At 66.2% G+C, this 16,851-nt stretch carries 13 protein-coding genes; 3 read left to right on the plus strand and 10 right to left on the minus strand.

What is annotated here, in order from left to right; genetic code table 11:
• A partial coding sequence (locus tag AAHB16_RS13595) for an FAD-dependent oxidoreductase (protein WP_342051119.1) occupies positions 1–800 on the plus strand: 800 nt, incomplete at its 5' end.
• Between the two features lie 34 nt (positions 801–834).
• Here the strand turns inward: AAHB16_RS13595 and AAHB16_RS13600 are convergent.
• Both AAHB16_RS13600 and AAHB16_RS13605 read right to left on the minus strand, forming a co-directional pair.
• Entirely contained in the window at positions 835–1,620 is a 786-nt protein-coding gene (locus tag AAHB16_RS13600; RefSeq protein ID WP_342051120.1) for a class I SAM-dependent methyltransferase, read from the minus strand.
• Between the two features lie 78 nt (positions 1,621–1,698).
• Positions 1,699–4,014, minus strand: a complete 2,316-nt coding sequence (locus AAHB16_RS13605; RefSeq protein WP_150374828.1) for an FdhF/YdeP family oxidoreductase — start codon at positions 4,012–4,014, stop codon at positions 1,699–1,701.
• A 252-nt stretch (positions 4,015–4,266) separates the two neighbouring features.
• Here AAHB16_RS13605 and AAHB16_RS13610 point away from each other — a divergent pair, with 252 nt between their 5' ends.
• Positions 4,267–5,436, plus strand: coding sequence for a zinc-dependent alcohol dehydrogenase (locus tag AAHB16_RS13610; RefSeq protein ID WP_342051121.1), 1,170 nt, complete (start codon positions 4,267–4,269; stop codon positions 5,434–5,436).
• 31 nt (positions 5,437–5,467) lie between these two features.
• On the opposite strand, the gene AAHB16_RS13615 is transcribed toward AAHB16_RS13610, so the two are convergent.
• Genes AAHB16_RS13615 through AAHB16_RS13635 form a run of 5 tightly spaced genes read right to left on the minus strand, consistent with a single transcriptional unit; the run spans position 5,468 to position 10,919 of the window.
• The gene (locus tag AAHB16_RS13615) at positions 5,468–6,220 is read right to left on the minus strand and encodes an aspartate/glutamate racemase family protein (RefSeq protein ID WP_150374826.1); all 753 of its coding nucleotides are present in this window, start codon (positions 6,218–6,220) and stop codon (positions 5,468–5,470) included.
• Between the two features lie 3 nt (positions 6,221–6,223).
• Entirely contained in the window at positions 6,224–7,642 is a 1,419-nt protein-coding gene (gene hydA / locus AAHB16_RS13620; protein ID WP_150374825.1) for a dihydropyrimidinase, read from the minus strand.
• 18 nt (positions 7,643–7,660) lie between these two features.
• Positions 7,661–8,389, minus strand: a complete 729-nt coding sequence (locus tag AAHB16_RS13625) for a maleate cis-trans isomerase family protein (RefSeq protein ID WP_150374824.1) — start codon at positions 8,387–8,389, stop codon at positions 7,661–7,663.
• 29 nt (positions 8,390–8,418) lie between these two features.
• Entirely contained in the window at positions 8,419–9,603 is a 1,185-nt protein-coding gene (locus AAHB16_RS13630; protein WP_150374823.1) for a serine hydrolase domain-containing protein, read from the minus strand.
• A 17-nt stretch (positions 9,604–9,620) separates the two neighbouring features.
• Complete coding sequence (locus AAHB16_RS13635; protein WP_150374822.1) at positions 9,621–10,919, minus strand: MFS transporter; 1,299 nt, start codon at positions 10,917–10,919, stop codon at positions 9,621–9,623.
• 255 nt (positions 10,920–11,174) lie between these two features.
• Here AAHB16_RS13635 and AAHB16_RS13640 point away from each other — a divergent pair, with 255 nt between their 5' ends.
• Positions 11,175–11,840 carry a GntR family transcriptional regulator gene (locus AAHB16_RS13640; RefSeq protein ID WP_223851742.1) on the plus strand — a complete coding sequence of 222 codons (666 nt, stop codon included), beginning with the start codon at positions 11,175–11,177 and terminating at the stop codon, positions 11,838–11,840.
• 5 nt (positions 11,841–11,845) lie between these two features.
• Here the strand turns inward: AAHB16_RS13640 and AAHB16_RS13645 are convergent, their stop codons facing one another.
• From AAHB16_RS13645 to AAHB16_RS13655, 3 genes are all read right to left on the minus strand, one after another.
• Positions 11,846–13,141, minus strand: coding sequence for an MFS transporter (locus tag AAHB16_RS13645; protein WP_342051201.1), 1,296 nt, complete (start codon positions 13,139–13,141; stop codon positions 11,846–11,848).
• 271 nt (positions 13,142–13,412) lie between these two features.
• A complete protein-coding gene (locus tag AAHB16_RS13650) occupies positions 13,413–16,340 on the minus strand; it encodes a c-type cytochrome (protein ID WP_342051122.1) in 2,928 nt (975 codons plus the stop codon).
• Positions 16,337–16,846, minus strand: a complete 510-nt coding sequence (locus AAHB16_RS13655; RefSeq protein WP_150374818.1) for a (2Fe-2S)-binding protein — start codon at positions 16,844–16,846, stop codon at positions 16,337–16,339. Before AAHB16_RS13655 ends, AAHB16_RS13650 begins: the two co-directional genes overlap by 4 nt.
• Between the last annotated feature and the right edge of the window lie 5 nt (positions 16,847–16,851).

Below are 16,851 nucleotides of genomic sequence, written 5' to 3' on the forward strand. Positions count from 1 at the left end.
GGCTGGCCGTGGCTTCGGTTATGTTCCCCCGCGGGGTTTTTGCCCCCACCGCCGCCCCGGGCGCCGCCGCGCTCTCCGGGGCCGCGGCCCTCGAGCAGGCGGTCCGTCTCGGGGTCAGGGTCCATTTTGGAGAGCGGGTGCGCGGGTTTGCTGTCAAGGGCGCCGCCGTCACCGGTGTGGAGACGGACCGGGGCCAATACCAGGCGGATGCGGTCGTGGTAGCGGCGGGACTGGCCTCGCGCCGGCTTCTGGCGTCGCTGGATTACGCGCTCCCCATCTTTCCCGTCACGGGCTACTCGATCTCGTATTACGGCGCCAGATCGTCGCGCCCGCGCGTGGGCGCCGTGTCGATACCTCACAAGGTCGCGTGGGCGTCCTTTGGTGAAGAGACCGTGCGGTTCACCGGCTTCGCCGACATCGGCGTTCCGGGGCCCGGCAAGGTGGAGGCACGGTTTCAGGCGCTGGAAGCCTTTGCACACGGGGTGTACCCCGAAATTCGGGATGCCACCGCGCATAGATGGGTGGGACAGCGGCCGATGACGCCCGACAACCTGCCGTTCCTGGGCGCGTCGCGGCACGCGAACCTCTGGCTCAACTGCGGTCACGGTGCGATGGGCTGGACGATGGCGTGCGGATCCGCGCGCGTCGTGAGTGACCTTGTTCTGGGGCGGGACGCGGCCATCGATCTGGCGCCTTACCGCTGGGACCGCTATGGTCGTCTCGGGCGGCGCGCAACGGCGACGAACGGCTCCCGGTCGCGGATGCCGCAGCCTATTCGGGCTCGATCCCGGCAGCCTTGATCACACGTCCCCACTTCTCGGACTCGGCGGACGATCACGGTTTTCGGCCATGCAGGATGAACGCGCGCGTGGGCAGGCGGATAATGCCGTGGTCGTCCGCATAGCCCTGGAACGCCTGCTCGAGAGACGCGCGCAGGGTCGCCGCTTCGTCAGCATCGAGTGCGGCGTAGCCGGGGAAGCTTCTGAACATCGGGTCGCATTCGTTCACCACGTCGGCGGAAGAGAACGGATGCCATTCCGCCGTTGCTACGTGAACCTCGACACTCGCGACGCCTGCCTCCGTCACGCTGGCGGCCAATGCATCCTCCGTGAACAGCGGAAACAGGTCTGATGGCCACAACGTCTTCTGTGGAAATTCGCGATGGAATACGCGTCGCAGGACATGCGCGGGTGAACAGTCGTCACCGTGTGTCCACATGGCAAGCGCGATCTGGCCGCCACGACGGGTGACGCGCGCCATTTCGGCAATCCCCTGCCGCCAGTACGCAAAGGCCAGAACGCCGAACATGGATATCGCGATATCGAACTGCGCATCGGTCATCGTCAGCGCCCGGCAGTCTTCCGCCTGCGCATGACAGCCGGCGAACGATCGCAACCGCTCCGCGGCGCGTTGGACCATCGCGGGATGGATATCGGTCGCCGTCACGACGGCGCCTCGTTCCGCGGCGGCGACGGCGAGCCCACCGGTGCCGGCGGCAATATCGATGACGGACCGACCGGCAATCGGTCCCAGTCCTTCGAGGACCTGCAGCGCAAACGGCTGGGTCGTTCTCTCGCCCATACGTTCATAGAGGGCGATGTGGGGGGCAGTGGCGCGCATGGAAATCCGGAGCCGAAAGGCTTGGAATATATCGCCTGCATGCGCGCATCGGGATCGGTCGATCAGCCGATCGGCCGATCATTCGATGGGTGGATCCGCATACGCCGGGTTGGCTTCCACTATCCTGACGGGAATCGATTTCACAGCGGGGACATGGCTTTCCCTTGCGTGATGCCATAGCGGAACAAGCGGATTGCATTCGGGGAAATAACCGGCAACGCATCCCGCCGGTAGATCGAACGCCACGACCTCCAGTCCATTCACGCGCCGCTCGACGCCATCGTCCGCGACCGCTTCCAGGCAAACATGCTGGCCAGCCGCGAGGCCGAGGCGATCGATATCCATCGGGTTCATGAGGACGACCATGCGCGTCCCCTTGATGCCGCGAAAGCGGTCATCGAGCGAATAGATCGTCGTATTGAACTGGTCATCGCTGCGCAGGGTGAACAGCCGAAGCGTCGTCGCATCCATCGCCTGCATGTCGGGATCTTCGCAGAGGGATTCCGGCGCAAGGAACTCGGCCTTTCCGCTTTTTGTTTTCCACTGCCGATCGCGCGCCGGAAGTGGCCGGTGAAACCCGCCCGGCGTCCACATGCGCGCATTGAAGTCATGAAAGATGTCGGGATAGGTCTCCGCGATGGCATCGCGGATCAGCGCGTAGTCGTTCTCCCAATCGGTCCATGGCACCGCCGTGTCCTCGCCGAGCGTCGCGCGCGCGATGCCCGCAACGATCTGCTGTTCGGAGCGCAGGTCGGGGCCCGCGGGCGTGGCGCTGCCGCGGGAGCCATGCATGCAGCCCGTGCTGTCTTCGATGGAAACGGCTTGCGGCCCATGAGGCCGAACGTCGCTTTCGATGCGGCTGAGGCAGGGCAGGATATAAGACACGGCACCGTGCACGAGGTGGCTGCGATTGAGTTTGGTGGTAATCCCGACCGTCAGGCGAAGCTTTCGCCAGGCGGGTTCGAACGCGTACCGGTCGGGTACCGAGCGCACGAGATTGCCGCCGAGCTGCATGACGGCGCGGATGTCTCCATCCATGATGCCGCGGCACATGCCGACAGTGTCCAATCCCTTTTCCCTTGGTGGCTCGAATGCGTATTGGGCGGCGAGCTTGTCGAGGGGCGCGAGTTCCGGCTTTTCGGTAATGCCGACGGTTCGCTGCCCCTGGACATTCGAATGGCCACGCACAGGCGACGGCCCGGCACCGGGTTTGCCGATATTGCCGCGCAAGAGCAGGAGGTTCGTCACCATGCGCACGTTCTCCACACCGGTCCGATGCTGGGTCAACCCCATGCCGAAATGCGCGATGACCGCGTTGGCGCGGGCATATGCGGCCGCGGCGCCCTCGAGCGCGGCGCGCGCGAGGCCGCTTTCCCGCTCGATCTCCGCCCAATCGGTACGCCGGACGAACTGCGCAAACGCCTGAAAGCCCACGGTATGCCGATCGATGAAGTCCCGATCCAGCAGACTTCCGCGTCCTTCGCCCACGCTGAGGGTGTCCGCTTCCAGCAGTGCCTTGCAGAGGCCGGTGATCGCGGCGAGATCGCCGCCTGCCTTCACCTGATGGTATTGCGTACTGATCTGCGTGGCGCCCGGCGTCAGCATCTCGCCCGGAGACTGCGGGTTGACGAAACTCACGAGGCCGGGCTCGCGGATCGGATTGAACGTGATGATCGGCACGCCGCGGCGGCGCGCATCCTGAAGCTGATGAAGCATCCGCGGGCTGTTGGTGCCGACGTTCTGCCCAAAGAAGAACATCAGGTCGGTCTTCTCGAAGTCGTCGAGCGTGATGGTTCCCACGCCGACGCCGATCGCCGCCGTCAGCGCGACCGACGTACTTTCGTGGCACATGTTCGAGCTGTCCGGCAGGTTGTTCGTACCGTACATCCGTGCGAACAGCTGGTACATGTAAGCCGTCTCCAGCGACGCGCGGCCGGACGTATAGAGCGCGGCGGCGGCCGGCGCGATGGCGCGAAGTTCGCGTCCGATTTCCTCGAACGCGGCGTCCCAGTCGACCGGTTCGTACCGGTCGGTCTCGGCGTTCCATCGCATCGGTGACGTGACGCGGCCGGCTTCCTCGAGCTCGTGGTCATGCCATGTTTCGAGTTCCGTGACCGTATGCGACGCGAAAAAGTCCGGATCGACGCGTTTGTCCGTCAGGTCCCACGCCGTTGCCTTCGCGCCGTTCTCGCAAAACTCGAACGTATGCGGATCTTTCGGCTTTGCCCATGAACAGCTGACGCACATATGCCCGTCGGGTTTGTTCTGGCGCATGAGAATGCGGCTGCCTTGCAGCGTCGCATGCTCGCGCACGAGAACTTCGGCAACGGCCCTCAGCGAGCCCCAGCCCCCCGAAGCATGCTTGTACTCTTTGAGCTTGTTGCCGTTCGGCATGGCGATCGTCTCCGCAGGTTGGCAATCCCGGACAAGAGCAACCTTCGTTCCACGCTTCCAGCGCGCGCGTTCTTTGCGGGAGCGCCCGGCAAGATGTAAATCTGGCAGATAGCCCACGCCTTTATTGCGCGCTTTGGCGAGCGAATGCGGGGGCGATGTCGCCTATAGCATTCGTTTTCCGTCGGGCATGATCGATGCTCCACGAATGGGACGCCTGCGATCACCCCTACGATCGGACGACCGGAGATACAAATGAAAGCGCTCTGCTGGCACGGAAAACACGACATTCGCTGCGACAACGTTCCCGACCCCAAGATCGAGCATCCGCGAGACGCGATCATCAGAACGACCAGTTGCGCGATCTGCGGCTCGGATCTGCATCTCTATGACGGCTTTGTGCCGGGCATGGAGAAGGGCGACGTGATGGGTCACGAATTCATGGGCGAAGTGGTCGAGGTGGGCTCGGAGAACAAGCGTTTGCGGGTGGGAGACCGCGTGGTCGTGCCGTTCACGATCATCTGTGGGGAGTGCGATCAATGCCGGCGTGGCAACTTCTCGGTATGTGAACGCACCAACCGCAACAAGGCAACCGGCGACAAGGTGTTCGGCCACAGTACCGCCGGGCTGTTCGGCTACACGCATCTGACCGGCGGCTATGCGGGCGGGCAGGCGGAGTATGTGCGCGTGCCGTATGCGGACGTCGCCCCCGTCAAGATTCCGGAAGGCGTCAGCGACGAGTCGGTGCTATTCCTTGGCGATATCCTGCCCACCGGCTGGCAGGCCGCGGCGCAGTGCGATATCCAGCCGGACGACGTGGTGGCGATCTGGGGCGCGGGCCCCGTGGGTCAGTTCGCGATTCTCAGCGCGAAGCTGATGAGCGCGCAACGGGTCATCGCGATCGATCGCGTGCCGGAGCGGCTGGCCATGGCCGAGTCGCTGGGGGCAACGCCGCTCAATTTCGATACCGTGAATATCGTCGAGGCGTTGAACGAGCAGACTGGCGGCAAGGGCCCGGACAAGTGCATCGATGCGGTGGGTCTCGAAGCCCATGCGACGGCATCGCTGGACTCGGTCTACGACCGCGTGAAGCAGGCGGTCATGCTCGAGTCCGATCGCCCGCACGTGTTACGCGAAATGATCTACTGCTGCCGTCCCGCGGGCATCCTGTCGATTCCGGGCGTCTACGGTGGCTTCGTCGACAAGATTCCGATGGGTGCGCTGATGAACAAGGGCCTGACCGTTCGCACGGGGCAGACGCACGTCAACCGCTGGACCGACGATCTGCTTCAACGCATCCTGTCGGGCGAGATCGATCCGACGTTCGTCATCACGCACCGCATCGGCATCGAGCAGGGGCCGGAGATGTACAAGACGTTCCGGGAGAAGCACGACGGCTGCATCAAGGCGGTCATCAAGTTCTGACCCTGGCCGATGGCGACGGGCGTCGTGTGCGCTATGGCCGATGCTCAGGTCCAAGCAGTCGTGCCACCGCCGGATGCAAGCCCGTATTCGCCTTCTGCGGCGGCGCGGAGAAACTGCCTTCGCGGGCCGTGCCGGGCCGTAGCGCCACCAGCGACTCGCAGTGACGCACCGCGCTGCTGACCCCGTCCACCACCGGCACCGGAATCTTCCCCTGTAACGAACGCGCCAGCCCCGCCAGCGGGGCGCCTGCCACGATGATGACGTCGGCGCCGTCTTCGCGTACGGCCTGCAGGCTCAGCGCTTCCAGGCGTGCGGCGTGGTCTTGCTGCACGCTGCCGATGTCGCGCAGCGGTGTCTGCAGCGATCGAATGCTCGCCAGCCGCGATGCGAGTCCGTTGGCCGCCACGCATTCGCGGTACCACGACTGGATGCGGTGGGAGATGGCGATGATCGAGAAGCGTTGCCCCAGCAGGCAGGCGCTCGCCAGCGCGGCTTCGGTCATGCCCACGACGGGGACGTCGAACAGTTCCTTGAGCCCGGCCAGACCCGGGTCGCCGAAGGCGGCCACGATCAGGCCGTCGAATGTGCCCGCGTGTTCGGCGGCGGCGCAGGCCGTGGCGTAGCCGCCGACCAGCGCTTCGAAGCGCGTCTCGATATAGGCCACGCCGAAGCTGGCGGTAGCCATCGTGATGCGGGTATCGGGCGACGCCGTCCGCTGCGCTTCCGCGTGGATCAGGTCGGTCACCGACGTGCTGATATTCGGATTGACGATCAGAAGGTTCATGGTTCAGATTTCCGGCTGTCCGGCCTCGAGGAATTTGCCGCGACCGGCGGACGGTTCCAGATATTCGCCATTGCGCACGATCATCTCCCCGCGCGAGAACGTGGTCATCGGCCAGCCGGTGACCTCGATCCCCTCGTACGGCGTATAGTCCACCGCGTGATGGAGGTTCTCGTTGGCGATGCGCACCTTGCGCGCGGGATCCCACAGCACGATGTCCGCATCGGCGCCGATGGCGATCGTGCCCTTGCGCGGGTACAGCCCATAGAGCTTCGCGGGCCGGTACGCGGTCAGTTCCACGAACTGGTGCAGCGACAGCTTGCCGCGCCGCACGCCATCGAACAGCAACGGCAGGCGCGTCTCGATGCCCGGCACACCGTTGGGAATATGGTCGAACGACTGCGCGGTGCCGCCGAGTTTCTTCCCCTGCGGATCGTCGTAGCGGAAAGGTGCATGGTCCGACGAGAACACGCTGAACACGCCATTGGCCAGCGCACGCCAGACCGCGGCCTGGTTCTCCGGGTCTCGCGGCGGCGGGCTGCAGACACACTTGGCCCCTTCATAGCCATCGTCGCCCGGCAGCCCCATGTCCTCCGCCGTCAGATACAGGTATTGCGGGCAGGTCTCCGCGAGGATCTTCAGCCCGCGGCCCTGCGCCCAGCGGATCTGCTCGATGGCCTCCTTGCCCGACACATGCACGATCAGGATCGGCACATCGACCAGTTCGGCGAACGAGATCGCGCGATGCGTGGCCTCGCGTTCGACCACGGCGGGCCGGGCTAGCCCGTGAAAGCGCGGCGCGATGCGGCCCTCGCCGACCAGCTTGTCGGTGAGCCACGAGATACAGTCCGCGTTCTCGGCATGCACCATGACCAGCGCGCCGTTCTGGCGCGCCACGTCCAGCACTTCCAGCATCTCGCGGTCCGACAGCTTGAGGTCGTCGTAGGTCATGTAGACCTTGAACGAGCTATAGCCCTGCCGGATCAGCGACGGCAGTTCATCCTGCAGCACGGTGGGGGTGGGATCGGCAACGATCAGGTGAAACGCGTAATCGATGACCGCGCGGCCGTCGGCGCGGCGATGGTAGTCGGCCACCGCGGCCTTGAGCGAGTGGCCTTTCTCCTGCGCGGCAAACGGGATCACGGTGGTCGTGCCGCCGCACACGGCCGCGCGCGTGCCCGTGAAAAAGTCGTCGGCCATGCGCAGGCCGTCGGGCATCGGCTGGTCCAGATGGCAATGGCCATCGACGCCGCCGGGCAGCGCGAGCAGCCCCGTGGCATCGACGTCCTGCCGCGCGGCGGGCAGCCCATGGCCCAGCGCCACGATCTTGCCGCCGCGCACGCCAATGTCGCAGCGGAAGCGGTCCGATGCGGTGACCACGTCGGCATTGCGGATCACGAGGTCGAGGTTGTTGTCTGCGGACATGGTCATCCCTCCAGCGCGTTACACGACTTCGCGGAACAGGCGGCCCCAGCCCTGCAGCGCGCGCGTATCCACGCCGGCCAGCCGCAGCGAACTCCATACGACCGTGGAGATCGTGTCGTACAGCGGCACGCCCGTCTCGGCCTCGAGCGCCTCGGCCAGATGCGCCGCGTGCAGGTTGGTGCAGAAGGTGGTGATGGCCTGTACGTTCTCTCGGGCCAGCGCGCGCACCATGTCGCGGATGGTGTCTTCCCGCACCTCGGCAAAGCTGTAGTTCACATGGAGGCCGAGGTGCCGCTCCGCCGAGCAGTCGAAGCCGCTGCGCGCGTAGTTGGCGACGATGCGTTGCTGCACGTCATCGAGGTAAGGCGTGGCCAGGCCGAATCGGCGCGCGCCCGTCTTCTCGAGAATCTCGTTCAGCGCCAGCACCGACGTGGTCGCCGGAATCCCCGTGGCTTCGGTAATCTGCTTGCACAGCGCGCGGTCCCGCTCGAAGCCGAGCCAGCCCGACGATGTACCGTTCCACGCGATGACATCCACGCGGGCATCGGCCAGCAACTGGGCGGCCGTCAGGATCTTCTCGAGGTCGAACTGTCCCAGTGCCTGGTCACGCAACGAAATCTCGGTGACGGTAAAGCGCGAGAAATGCACGCTGACATTGGGCAGGCTGCTGACCATTGCGCTGGTAATCGGCTCCAGCGCGGTATTGGAAGAGGGCGTCAGCATGCCGAGGCGAATCTGCTTGCTCATGTTTGGGATCTCAGGAGTGATATGGTTTTTTATCGTTCGGGCTTGTCGTTGAAGGCGAGCTGGGTGCCGGGTACACCCTGCGTATTGCGCGCGAGCTCGAGTTCCTTCTTTAATGCCGCCTGCCGTGCCGCATCGGGCTTGACGGTGCCGTGACTGCCCGCCTGCAGCGCGGGCAGCACGTAGTCGTTGACCATCTGGCGATACAAGTCCAGATATCTGGCGTCGCGCAGGCCGCCCTGCGTGGACATGATGCTGTTCATCACGATCACGGCGTTCTGCTTCGGCAGTACGGTGATGAACTGGCCCTTGTAACCCATCGCGCTGAACTCGCGTTCGCTCTGCACGATGTTGTTGACCCAGCAGTAGTAGCCATAGTCCCGTGCGGGGCCGGACGGCGTGGTCATCTGCGCGACCCACGCGGCCGGCACGATCTGCTGGCCGTTCCAGCGGCCCTGGTTCAGCATCAGCAGGCCCAGCCGCGCCATATCGATCGAACGCAGCCGCAGGCCCCATCCGCCAGACACGGCGCCCTTGCCGTCGGCCCCGTCCCAGCGGTAGTGGGACATGCCGAGCGGTTCGAACAGGCGCCTGGCCGCATACTGCTGCTCCGGCATGCCGGTCACCTGGCTGATCGTCGCACCCACGAGCACGGGGTTCACGTCGATATAGTCGAACTCGGTGCCCGGCGCGGTGCGCACGCTCGCGGAGGCCGCCACCTTGAGGCGATCGGGCACACCGTAATAGAGCGTGTCGGTACCTTCGACGAGCTTGTACGACAGCCCGCTGGCCATCGACATCAGGTGCCTCAGCTGAATCTGCTGCTTGTCCGCCAGCGACGGCGCGAGGTCGGGGCGGGCCGCCGCCAGCCGCGTGGCCGGCGCATCGGTCGCGCTGAGCCTGCCGTCGCCGACCAGCGTGCCGACCAGCAGCGCGCTGATGAACTTGGTGACGGAGTACAACTCGTGGTTGTAGTCGCGGCCCAGTCCGTCGCTGTAGCGCTCGAAGACGAGCTTGCCGTCCTTGATGACGAGCAGGCTGCGGACGTCGAGCTTGTCGCGGCGGATCCATTCGGACAGCGCGACCAGTTTCGCGGAGTCCACGCCGACGGCTTCCGGCTGCGCGGTGGGAATGCCAGCCGCAGCCGGTGCGGCCTGTGCCAGCGGGGTGCCCAGTGCAAACAGCGCGGCCGTGGCGATGATCGTCAACGATTTCATGATGGTGTCCTCCGCGCTCAGACCGGCAGCTTCGTCTCGTAGTCGATGGCCGTGGACGACAGCAGCAGACCCACGCCCGCGGCGGCAAAGAACATCAGCGCCAGGAAGTAGGAGCCCGTGAACTGCACGATCATGCCCACGATGATCGGCACGCTGATGCCGCCGATATTGCCGCCCAGGTTCATCACGCCGCCCAGAAAGCCGATCTTGTTGCGCGTGCCGAGGATCGACGGAATGCACCAGAACAGGCCGCACCAGCGCAGGAAGAACAGCGTGGAAGAGAGCAGGGCCACCACCACGACGGGGTTGGTCACGTAGGCCACCGAGAAGATCGAGACCGTGGCCACCACGGCGGCGATGCCGAACAGGGTGCGCATCACGACGTTGGGACGGCCGCCGGCCTCCTTCCACTTGTCGGCGATCCAGCCGCCGATGAGTTCACCGACGAAGCCGCAGAAGAAGATGATGAAGCTCGCGCCGCCCATGGCCTTGATATCGAATCCGTGCACCTTGTTCAGGTAGTTCGGCATCCAGGTCAGCAGGCCGTAGAACACGGTGTTGAAGCACATCCAGCCGATGGCCATGCACCAGACCGAGCGGTACTTGAAGAAGTCGAGCGAACGGCCCGACAGGTTGGACGGCTCGGCGCGATGCTCGCTGGCTTGCGCCTCCTCGATATAGCGCGCTTCCAGTTCGTTCACGCCGGCGTGTTCGCGCGGCGAGTTGCGGATATAGCGCCACGCGACGATGCCGGCGATGACCGTGCCCACGCCCGCCACGACGAACGCCAGGCGCCACGAGCCGAGCGCGGAGATCAGCCACGTGATGATGATGGCGCCGAGTGCCGCGCCCAGCGGCGCGCCGCCATCGAGCAGCGTGGCACCGCGGCCGCGCTCGTTCTGCGTCATCCAGATGGCATTGAGCTTGCCGCCGGCCGGATAGATCGGCGCTTCCGCGGCACCGAGGCCCAGACGCGTGAGCAGCAGCGTGGTGGCCGTGGTGCAGACCGCGGCCAGCGCCTGGAATGCGCCCCAGAACACGGTCGCGCAGGCAATCACGATGCGCGGCTTGTACTTGTCGGCGAGCATGCCGCCGGGCACCTGCATCAAGGCATAGGTCCAGAAGAACGAGCTGAGGATCAGCCCCTGCATGGTGGGGCTCAGGTCGAATTCCTTGGCAATCAGCGGCATGGCGACCGACAACGAGGCGCGGTCGATGTAGTTGATGGCGATGAGGAATAGCATCATCAGGAAGATCTTCCATCGGACGCTGCTGCGCGTGGCCGTCATCGTGGCGGCCTGGCTGGTGGATGGCATTGCGGGTCTCCTAGCTCCTTGGGTGCTGCGTTGTCGAGGCATGTCGGTGGGGGGTGTCGCGCAACTGGAAGCGAGTATAGGATACGTAATCTGTAATTACAACGACGAGAAGTGATTGATTTATATAGGTATTGTATTGGAGTAGTGTAAACACCAAGTTGGTTATGTTAGTCTCCCATCTGGTGCAGATTCCCCTATCTGGTGACGTCAGTGACACAAGTCCTCCCCAAAACCGCCCGCCTCCGCACACTGGGCATGTCCGCCGAAATCGCGGCGCGCATGCGCACGATGATTCAGGAAGGCGAACTCCCGCCGGGTGTGCGCATCGACGAGAAAGCGTTCTGCGAGGCGTTCGACGTTTCCAAGACGCCGTTGCGTGAAGCGCTCAAGATCCTGGTCTCGGAAGGGCTGGTGCTGCATCGCCAGTACATCGGCTATCGCGTGGCACCGCTCGACCTCGATGAACTGCGCGCAACGTTCGAAACGCTACACGGGCTGGAGGCGCACGCGGGCGAACTGATCTCCGGGCGGATGAGCGATGCCGCGCTCGCGAAGATCGAGCGCCGCCATCAGGCGATGGTCGACGCGCACGCGGCCGGCAAGCGCACCGACTACTTCCGGATCAATCAGGAGATTCATCAGCTCATCGTGGACAGCGCGGCGAACGCGGTGCTGTCGGGCATCTATGCGACGCTGATGAGCAAGGTGCACCGCGCACGCGGCGCGGCCAATGCGGACATGCTGCGCTGGCAGGAATCGCACGCGGAACACGAGGCGATCATGGAAGCCCTGCGGGAGCAGGGCCGGCCCCGGCTGGCGAAGATCCTGCGCGAGCATTCGGAGAACACCGCGCGCGAGGTGCTGAAGGTGGTGGAGGCATCGCTGGCGGAACCGGCCGCGCGGGCCTCGGCGGGGCGTTAATACCCTCAGTCCAGCGCGCGATCCTTCGACTCCACGTTCACCGCCCCGATCGCAAACGCCCCCACCAGCAGCATCGTGGAGATCATCGCCAGTGCCAGCGTGAAGTGCGTGGCCATGACCGGTGCGATGATCGCCGGTGCGAACAGGCCGCCGAAGCGGGCCACCGCGCCGGCCGTGCCCATGCCTGTTGCGCGCAGGTCGGTCGGATAGACCTCGGGGGTGAACGCGTAGAGCGCGCCCCATGTGCCCAGCAAAGAGAAGCTCATCAGCAGCGTGGAGCCGATGACCACCGCGGGCGAGGTGCCCAGGCTGTAGAGCATGCAGCCGGCCGCGCTGAGGACGAGGAAGCCGATCAGCGTGGGTTTGCGGCCCCAGCGTTCCACGCCGTAGGCGGAGAGTGCGAACCCCGGCAGCTGCACGATAGCCAGCAGCACGAGGAATACCTGTCCGCGCATGAACGCGAACCCTTCGGCGCTGAGCTTGATCGGCAGGTACACGAACACGCCGTAGTAGGCGATGGAGATCAGCGCCCAGGCGACCAGCAGCGCGAGGCTGCGGCGGCGGAAACTGCCGGAGAACAGCGCGAACACGGACTTGGGTTCGGCGCGCTCCGATTGCAGCGGGGGAATCTCGTGCTTGCTGCCGTTGACCTTTGCCACGCGCTCGAGCACCTTGCGCGCTTCGTCCGACCGTCCGCTGCGGTTCAGGAACATCGGCGACTCGGGAATATAGAAGCGAAGCACGACGCCGATCAGCGCGGGGACGCCCGTCACGAGGAAGATCACGCGCCATGCCTGGTCGCCGTAGGACAGCGCGGCGAGCGCCAGCAGCGCGAGGCAGATGGTGCCGATGGCCCAGAACGATTCCAGCAGCACCAGCCAGCGGCCGCGGCGGTCGCTCGGCAGGAACTCGGCCATCATCGTGTAATCCACGGGCAGCGTGCCGCCCACGCCGACGCCCGTCAGGAAGCGCAGCACCAGCAGCCATGTGAACTCGGGAACGAAGGCCGAGGCGACGCCACACAGCGCGTCGATGACGACGGCCATCATGAGCACGGGACGGCGGCCGATGCGGTCCGCCAGGCGGCCGAACACGAAGGCGCCGATCAGCATGCCGACGAAGAAGAACGTGCCCGTCTGCAACGCCTGCGGCACGGTGATGCCGAACGTCTTGGCGATCGAGGGGGCACTGAAGCCGATCGACAGGACCTGCATGGCATCGGCCAGCCATACGAGCCCGAAAATCACGAACAGCCGGTATTGAAACTTGCCGACGCCGGCCGCGCGAATGCCGGTCTCCAGCGACACGCTGCCGGACGCCGATGGACGAGAGGCCGACGATTGCGCGCCATCGCGCGCGTCGGTGGTGGCGGAGCCCGAGTGGGATAGACCCGGGGGCAGGGCAGCCGCGCTGTCTTGATACGGGGAGTGCATCTTCGCTCCTTATCCTGTGTTCGCCTTCGTTTGTATACCCGAGATATCACCGAACTGGGCGGCCTTTTTTTCGGTGCAAGGTCCGCGCCAGCTGGCGTGCGATCGACTTTTATCTATCGATTCTGAATGATGCTGCGTGTCAGTGCGAGGGCTGGCTGCGGATGCGCGCGACGGCGTCTTCCACCCCGGTCCAGGCGGGCGCGTCGGGCGCGAATCGCGCGCGCAGGTAATGCACCAGTCCACTCACTTGTTCGTCGTCCAGGCTGTCGGCAAAGCCGGGCATATAGCCGATGCCGGCATGCGGCGGGGCGGAGATGCCATGCATCACGGCCTGAATCACATTGTCGGGGCGCGCGCTGTGCAGATTCGTGTTCAGCGCCAGCGAGGGTTTGACGCCGAACTGCGGCACGCCGGTATTGCCCTGATGGCACACCGCGCAGGCGGCCTGATAGAGGCGGCCCATGCTGCCGGAAAGCTTCAGCGCCTGCGCATCGGCGCGCGCTTCGATGGCGCGCACCTGTTCAGCGGGCGGTGGCGCGGCGTCGGCAATGGCGGGGGCGCTGAACGATGCCACATAGTGCGCAATGGCCCGCACGTCGCTCTCCGGGAGTTCGCGCAGGCTCTCCACCACGGGCGCCATCGGCCCCGCGGCGGCGCCGTGCCGCGCGGCGTACCCGGTCCGCAGGTACTGGAACAGATCCTCTTCGGTCCACGGCAAGGGCGACGTCGACAGCGCCGTCAGCGCTGGCGCTTCCCATCCCTCGGCCATGCCGCCGGTCAGGTAGGCCTTGCCGCCTTTCTCGCCGCCGAGCGCATTGCGCGGCGAATGGCAGGCGCTGCAATGCCCGAGCCCTTCGGCGAGATAGGCGCCACGATTCCAGAGTGCGGAGCGCTCGGCCACGGGCTCGAACGGTGCGTTGCGGTGGAACAGCGCGTTCCAGCCGGCCAGCGAAGGGCGCATATTGAACGGGAACGCGAGCTTCGTTTCCGGCGGGCGCGATACCACGGGCTCGGCCGACATCAGATAGGCGTAGAGCGCCTGCATATCGGCATCGCTGACCTTGGCGAACGCCGTGTATGGGAAAGCGGGGTACAGGTGGCGGCCGTCGCGATGGATGCCTTCGCGCATAGCGCGCTCGAATGCCGCGAACGACCAGTTGCCGATGCCGGTCTCGACATCGGGGGTGATATTGGTGCTGTACACCGTGCCGAAGGGCGTGTCGAGGGCAAGGCCGCCGGCATTGCGCGTGCCGCCGGGGGCGGTGTGGCAGACCGCGCAGTCGCCCGCGGCGGCAACCAGGCGGCCCCGTTCGATGGTCGCGGCCGAATAGAAGCCGGGTACTGGCGGCGCTACCGGTGCGATGGGGGCGCGCCACGGCATGATCGTGACGAACAATCCCGCCAGCGCGGTGAGGGGCGCGAGCGCGGCCAGCAGCCAGCGGCGCTTGCGTGAGGCGCCTCGGGCGAGACCGTCATCGATACCCTCGGCAGCGAGCCCGCGTCGAATCTCGCCGGCGCTGAACGGTGGCTCGCGCAGGCGAATGCCCGTGGCATCGTGAATCGCGTTGGCCACGGCGGCGGCCGCGGGCAGCGTGGCCGAGGCGCCGCCCGCGAGCGCGCCCACGATATTGACCTGCGTCTGGGGGGCCACCGCATGCGTCGGCGCATGCGTGGCGAGGGCCATCGCGTCGCGCGCTTCGGAGGCGGGATTCCATCCCCAGTCGTCGTGGCTCGCGCCGCCCCGTGTCAGCTGCCGCGTGGCGGCGGTAATGTCGTCCCGCAGCGCGGTGGGCCGGGCAGGCGCCGGCGCGGCATGGTCCTCGCGCTCGTGCCCGACCGTCACACGCGTCACGCTGATATCGCCGGTACGGGCATCCACCTCGACATCGGCCACCCATGCCGACCACGTTTGCGTGGGCCGGCCATTGTCGATATCGATCGCGCGCGCATAGGCAAAGCCGCGTCCGCGCCGGATGCCGTCGCCGGCCTGCCGATGTCCCTGTAACGGCCCCTGCCAGTCGGACTGGGCCGCCACGCGCTCGATCAGCTGGGTGCCGGTGCTGTCGTCGAGCCACTGGAGCCGCAGCGCCACCGGGTCCATCCGCGATCGCACGGCCAGTGCGTCGAGCTCGGACTCGTGCGCGAACACATGGCCGCGGGCCGCGACCCCCGCGGGTACGTCAAGGGGCAATGCCGCCGAAACCGCGAGATGGTCGGTCGCGTAGGGCGGCACCAGCGTGCCATCGATCTGAGCGTCATCGATCCGCGCGTCATCGATCCGCGCGTCATCGGCGAACGGCACCGTGGTGCCCGTCTGCAGCAGGGCGATCGGAAGATTGGCATCCGGCGTGGCGGATGCGGTAATACGGTAGGCCGATGCCGGATCGATCGCGCTGCGCACGGCAAGCGTCAGCCTGGGGGAGAAAGCATCGGGGTCGGCGCGGAAGGTCACGCGCACCGGCCGGCCGGCGGCATGCGCGAGCAGGGCCGCATCGGCCGCAGCCTGGCGCGCGCAGAAATCGTCATGTCCGGCGGGCGGATCGGGATCGCAGACGATCGATACCTGTGCCGCGGACACGCCCAGCAGCGCCGCCACCTCCAGTCGCAGGGCGCTTGTCTGTGCTGTCGCCAGCCAGACGGTCATGGTCCCGTCGTGCCAGTGCGCGGTGGCGGTGCCGCTTGCATCGGCACGCGGGGCGATCAGCGGCCACCGGTACACGGCCTCGCCGTCCGGCGCCAACGCAGCGTCGGCGTCGCCATGCATCGCGACCTGCCGCACACGCGTGACAGCGGGTGCCGGCTCGGCGAGCGCCCACCTGGGGCGCAGCGCGCGGGCTGCCGCCGCGGCATGTTCCGGCGACGTCGCCACCACGGCAAGGAAATCGCCGCGCACGATCACGTCGATCGTACCTTCGACGTTCCCTTCGAGGCTGCCTTCCCACCGACGCGCTGCGTCGGCGTCGTAGCCGAGCAGGCGACCCAGTCCGCCGGCCGGCCGGACGACGTGGCCGAACAGCGTCGCCGCCGGCACGGGCACATGCAAGGCGTCCTGCGTGCGGGCGTTCATCGGAGCGCCTCGCGTTCGCTTGCCGCGGCATCCTGCTGCTGAAGTTCGGCCGCACGCTGCACCGCGCGCAGAATCTCGACATGGGTCCCGCACCGGCACAGGTTGAAGCGCAGCGCCTCGCGAATCTCGCCCTCGGTCGGCGCGGGGTTCACGGCCAGCAACGCCTTGGTGCTCATGATCATGCCGTTGAGGCAGTAGCCGCACTGCGCGGCCTGCTCCTCGATAAAGGCCCGCTGCACCGGATCGGGCGCGGCGCTGGTGCCCAATCCTTCAAGCGTGGTCACGGCCCGCCCTTCGGCCGCGCTTGCCGGCACGATGCACGAGCGTGCCGCCACCCCGTCGATCAGCACCGTGCACGCCCCGCACTGACCGAGCCCGCAGCCGTACTTCGGGCCATTGCAGGCCAGATCGTTGCGCAGGATGTAGAGCAATGGCGTGCGCGGATCCACACAGACATCGTGCGATTGCCGGTTGACGCGCAACAGAAGGGGGCGGGGCGCGGTCATAAACG

Origin of the sequence: Cupriavidus sp. OTU4054 (genome assembly GCF_038440175.1) — a bacterium.
Taxonomy (GTDB): Bacteria; Pseudomonadota; Gammaproteobacteria; order Burkholderiales; family Burkholderiaceae; genus Cupriavidus; species Cupriavidus pauculus_D.

Excerpts from the sequence above, each read along its gene's own strand:
- AAHB16_RS13625 (WP_150374824.1), bottom strand. The coding sequence starts at position 8,389 with ATGAGCAAGCAGATTCGCCTCGGCATGCTGACGCCCTCTTCCAATACC.
- AAHB16_RS13640 (WP_223851742.1), top strand. The coding sequence starts at position 11,175 with ATGTCCGCCGAAATCGCGGCGCGCATGCGCACGATGATTCAGGAAGGC.
- AAHB16_RS13615 (WP_150374826.1), bottom strand. The coding sequence starts at position 6,220 with ATGAACCTTCTGATCGTCAATCCGAATATCAGCACGTCGGTGACCGAC.
- AAHB16_RS13650 (WP_342051122.1), bottom strand. The coding sequence starts at position 16,340 with ATGAACGCCCGCACGCAGGACGCCTTGCATGTGCCCGTGCCGGCGGCG.
- AAHB16_RS13655 (WP_150374818.1), bottom strand. The coding sequence starts at position 16,846 with ATGACCGCGCCCCGCCCCCTTCTGTTGCGCGTCAACCGGCAATCGCAC.
- AAHB16_RS13630 (WP_150374823.1), bottom strand. The coding sequence starts at position 9,603 with ATGAAATCGTTGACGATCATCGCCACGGCCGCGCTGTTTGCACTGGGC.
- hydA (WP_150374825.1), bottom strand. The coding sequence starts at position 7,642 with ATGTCCGCAGACAACAACCTCGACCTCGTGATCCGCAATGCCGACGTG.
- AAHB16_RS13610 (WP_342051121.1), top strand. The coding sequence starts at position 4,267 with ATGAAAGCGCTCTGCTGGCACGGAAAACACGACATTCGCTGCGACAAC.
- AAHB16_RS13600 (WP_342051120.1), bottom strand. The coding sequence starts at position 1,620 with ATGCGCGCCACTGCCCCCCACATCGCCCTCTATGAACGTATGGGCGAG.
- AAHB16_RS13605 (WP_150374828.1), bottom strand. The coding sequence starts at position 4,014 with ATGCCGAACGGCAACAAGCTCAAAGAGTACAAGCATGCTTCGGGGGGC.
- AAHB16_RS13635 (WP_150374822.1), bottom strand. The coding sequence starts at position 10,919 with ATGCCATCCACCAGCCAGGCCGCCACGATGACGGCCACGCGCAGCAGC.